Origin of the sequence: Albidovulum sp. (genome assembly GCF_049646345.1) — a bacterium.
Taxonomy (GTDB): Bacteria; Pseudomonadota; Alphaproteobacteria; order Rhodobacterales; family Rhodobacteraceae; genus Albidovulum.
Map to the genome: position 1 here is coordinate 1 of NZ_JBARVQ010000108.1, position 4,437 is coordinate 4,437.

The 4,437-nt window shown below is 63.6% G+C and carries 4 protein-coding genes; 3 read left to right on the forward strand and 1 reads right to left on the reverse strand.

The window, feature by feature from the left end; genetic code table 11:
• The 3 genes from WBB85_RS02760 to WBB85_RS02770 all read left to right on the forward strand — a co-directional run.
• Window positions 1–1,971: malate synthase G (locus WBB85_RS02760; protein WP_432637096.1), on the forward strand; the 1,971-nt coding region annotated here is incomplete at its 5' end.
• A gap of 67 nt (window positions 1,972–2,038) precedes the next feature.
• On the forward strand, window positions 2,039–2,467 hold the full coding sequence (locus WBB85_RS02765; RefSeq protein ID WP_432637097.1) for a GlcG/HbpS family heme-binding protein: 429 nt from the start codon (window positions 2,039–2,041) through the stop codon (window positions 2,465–2,467).
• A gap of 103 nt (window positions 2,468–2,570) precedes the next feature.
• Window positions 2,571–3,350: a gamma-glutamyl-gamma-aminobutyrate hydrolase family protein gene (locus WBB85_RS02770; RefSeq protein ID WP_432637098.1), complete on the forward strand. Its 780-nt coding sequence runs from the start codon at window positions 2,571–2,573 to the stop codon at window positions 3,348–3,350.
• Between the two features lie 48 nt (window positions 3,351–3,398).
• Here the strand turns inward: WBB85_RS02770 and WBB85_RS02775 are convergent.
• Window positions 3,399–4,437 (reverse strand): Hint domain-containing protein (locus tag WBB85_RS02775; RefSeq protein ID WP_432637099.1); only part of this gene is annotated, 1,039 nt, incomplete at its 5' end.

The following is a 4,437-nucleotide window of genomic DNA, read 5'->3' on the forward strand; positions in this document are numbered from 1 at the left end:
TTGCAGACGCGGATTGATGAGTGGCACCGGGCGCGCCAGGGTCAGCCGCATGACCATGAAGGCTACAAGGCCCTGTTGCAGGAGATCGGATACCTGCTGCCCGAAGGCGCGGATTTCCGGATCGGGACCGATAATACCGACCCCGAAATCGCGACCGTTCCCGGCCCTCAGCTGGTCGTGCCGATCACCAATGCACGTTACGCGCTCAATGCCGCCAATGCCCGTTGGGGGTCGCTCTATGACTGTCTTTATGGCACCGACGCAATGGGCTCTCAGCCGCCGAAAGGGGGCTATGAACGCGGTCGCGGCGCCCGTGTTGTGGCGCGGGCCCGGGTCTTTCTGGACGAGGCCTTTCCAATTCAGGGCGCGAGCCACGCCGATGTGCGGCGCTATTATGTCAAGGACGGCGTCCTCCTGATCGATGACATGCCGCTGGTCGATCCTTCGAAATTCGCAGGCTATCGCGGCAATCCGCGCGCGCCCGAGGCGGTCTTGCTGCGCAATAACGGGCTGCATGTCGAACTGGTCTTCGACCGCGGCCATTTCATCGGTGCCCGCGATCAGGCCTGCCTTGCCGATGTGCGGCTGGAAAGTGCCGTCTCGGCAATCATGGATTGCGAGGATTCGGTCGCCTGTGTCGATGCCGAGGACAAGACCGGAGCCTATGACAACTGGCTGGGTCTGATGAAGGGTGATCTGGAGGACAGGTTCGAAAAGGGCGGGCGCGAGATGACGCGGCGGCTGAACCCCGACCTTGACTGGACCGCGCCGGACGGGTCGGACTTCGCCGTCAAAGGCAGGGCGTTGATGCTGATCCGCAATGTCGGCCATCTGATGACCAATCCCGCCATCCTCGACGCCGAGGGGGCCGAAATCTTTGAAGGGCTGATGGATGCGATGGTCACGGTGATGATCGCGATGCATGACCTTAAGAAAACCGGTGGGGCGCGAAACTCGGTCATGGGGTCGGTCTATGTGGTGAAGCCGAAGATGCACGGGCCCGAGGAAGTGGCCTTTGCCGATGAGATCTTCACACGGGTCGAGGCGGCTTTGGGCCTGCCGCAATACACCGTCAAGATCGGTATCATGGATGAGGAGCGGCGGACCTCCGTCAACCTCAAGGAATGCATCCGCGCGGCAAAGCACCGGGTGGCGTTCATCAACACGGGCTTCCTCGACCGGACGGGGGATGAAATTCACACCTCGATGGAGGCGGGGCCGTTTTCCCGCAAGGATTTCATCAAGCGCAAGGCGTGGATTTCCGGCTATGAGAACCAGAATGTCGATATCGGCCTTGAGTGCGGCCTGTCGGGCAAGGCCCAGATCGGCAAGGGCATGTGGGCGATGCCCGACCTGATGGCGGCGATGCTGGAACAGAAGATCGAACATCCGAAATCGGGCGCGAACTGCGCCTGGGTGCCTTCACCGACGGCCGCGACTCTGCATGCGCTGCACTATCACAAGGTCGATGTCTTTGCCGTGCAGGACCGGCTGAGGAAGGGCGGGCGGCGCGCCTATGTCGATACAATCCTCGATATACCCTTGGCAGCTTACCGCAAATGGACACCTGCCCAGGTCGCGCGCGAGGTGGAGAACAACTGTCAGGGCATCCTTGGCTATGTCGTGCGCTGGGTCGATCAGGGCGTGGGCTGCTCCAAGGTGCCGGATATGGGCGATGTCGGCCTGATGGAGGACCGCGCGACCTGCCGTATCTCGGCCCAGCATGTGGCGAACTGGCTGCATCACGGCGTTGTCAGCCGCGATCAGGTGATGGAGGCTTTGCGCAAGATGGCTGAGGTTGTCGACCGGCAGAATGCAGGCGATCTGGCCTATCACCCGATGGCACCGGGATTTCAGGGCGTCGCGTTTCAGGCGGCCTGCGATCTGATTTTCCTCGGGCGGGAACAGCCTTCGGGATATACCGAGCCTGTGCTTCACCGGCGGCGGGCCGAGGTGAAGGCAGCCGGGTAGGGGGCGCTGCCCCCATCGCCGCCAAAGCGGCGATCCCCCCGAGGTATTTGAGCCAAGATGAAAGGGCATGACCATGTTGGGAATTGATGCGGCACGGGTGATCATCGCCGATGCGTTGAAGGCGGGGCAGGCGGCGGGGATGAAACCGCTATCCGTGGTGGTTCTGGATGCAGGTGGGCATGTTCTGGCCTTTGAGCGCTCTGACGGGTCCTCGCCCGGGCGCTTTGACATTGCGCGGGCCAAGGCGCATGGCGCGGTCATGCTGGGTCTTGGCGGGCGGGCGCAGATGGCACGGGCTGAGGCGCAGCCTTACTTCATGGCGGCCCTCAGCGGCGTCTATGAGGGGCGTATCCTGCCGGTGCCGGGGGGCGTTCTGGTGCGGGACGCAGTTGGCGCGGTTGTCGGTGCGGTGGGCGTCACTGGCGATACATCCGACAACGATGCGATTGCGGCCGAGGCCGGTATCCGCGCGGCCGGGTTCGTGCCGGAGGCGTGATCCTCCGGTTCGTCCGTGCAGGGGCTGTGTGCATCCGGCGGGGCTTTCCCTTGATCCTGCGCCGTTCTATCCTCTGCCCGGTGGCAGACAGAACGGAATACGCATGACACGACCCATTGTCGGTATCATCGGCAACATGAACTTTCTGGACAACGATTACCCCGTTCATGCCGGGGGCGTGATCAATTCCGAGGCGGTGGCGCAGGTTGCCGGTTGCATGCCGTTGCTGATCCCCGCCGATCCGCGATTGGTCAGTGTGGCCGAGCTGATGGAGGCCTGTGACGGGTTCCTTCTGACCGGCGGGCGGCCCAATGTGCATCCCGAGGAATATGGTGAGGACGCGACCGAGGCGCATGGGGCCTTCGACCGTTGCCGCGACGCGATCACCCTGCCGCTGATCCGGGCCTGTGTGGAGCGTGGCCAGCCCTTTCTGGGCGTCTGCCGCGGTTTTCAGGAGGTCAATGTCGCGCTGGGCGGCACGCTTTACCCCGAGATACGTGACCTGCCGGGGCGGATGAACCACCGGATGCCGCCCGATGGAACGCTGGAAGAGAAATTCGCGTTGCGCCATGCGGTGCGGTTTACCGATGGCGGTGTTTTCCACCGGCTTTTCGGTGCGGCCGAGGTGATGACGAACACACTCCATGGTCAGGGCCTCAAGGCCGAGGGGCGCGGGATTGTCGTGGACGGCCGGGCGCCCGACGGCACGCCCGAGGCGCTCTATGTCGAGGGTGCGCCGGGCTTTACCCTGTCGGTTCAGTGGCATCCCGAATGGAATGCGGCGGCCGATCCTGTGTCACGGCCGCTGTTCGAGGCGTTCGGCACGGCGGTGCGGGGCTGGGCATCGGGCACGGCCGAGGCATCGCCGCGACGGATTGCCTGAGGCGGAGCCGCTCGGTCACCTTGCGGATCGGGCGGCCGATCCTGCCGGTCAGGCCGACGCGGCGCGAGTGTCCGGTCTGGATATGGCGTCGGATACCCCCCGGCGCAGCAGGGCGGCTTCATGCGCCTTCAGGCTGCGTCGCGCGGCCGGGCCGTAGAAAGCCGGTCCTTCCGTTTCCAGTTCAGGAAAGAGCATATAGATCTCTGCGCGTGCGGCATCGTCGATCGTCGCCATACCCTGATCGCCGGGGTGAAAGCTCTCGCTCGGTGCGCCATCGGCCAGCACGATCTCATGCCGGTCAAAGAGGATGTGGAAATACTCCACCTCGCCGCCCGGCACGGCCCGGATCACCGCGCCGTCGATCAGGTGCTTTGCCGCCACCAGAACTTCAGTCTCGCCGTAATACAACTCGGCCTGCCAGCCGCTGATCAGCATGCGGTGCTGGGGTGAGACTTTGATATCGCGGGTGTTGCCCAAAGTGCCCTTCGGGATCAGGACCGGGGCCAGCGGGCCAATGGCGGCCACGCGCTTTGACCCGATCCAGCGGATCGTCTGGGCGCCGCTGTCGCGGGTCCAGACCCTGTCGCCGATGCGCAGATCCTCGACCGCCACCTCGCCGTCCGGCGTGGCAATCCGGGTGCCGGAAGTGAAGCAGGGGATGCCCATGGCGTTCAACTCGCCATGGCTGTCGACGCTATCGGGCGACACGCCGTGAAGCGTCACGCTTTCGCCATTGGGGAAGGTCAGAATCGCGTGGCCGGTGCCATCGCCATTGGTGTCGGTAACGGTGACATCCCAGACCTTGACCGGATTGCCGCTGGCGTCATTCAGATCGGATACATCAAACTGGTCGTAGCCGGTATAGGTGCCGTCACCATTGTCGGTTGGTCCGGCAAAATCATAGATGTAGTCGCTGCCCGAACCGTCATCCAGATCGACGGTATCGGCAACGCCGTCGTTAGTGCCCAATTCAATAAAATCATCGCCCGCGCCACCGGTGATCGTATCTGCGCCTGACCCGCCCGTGATATTGTCGCTGCTTGCGCCGCCGACAAGAGAATCGTTTCCTGTATTGCCGTAGATATAG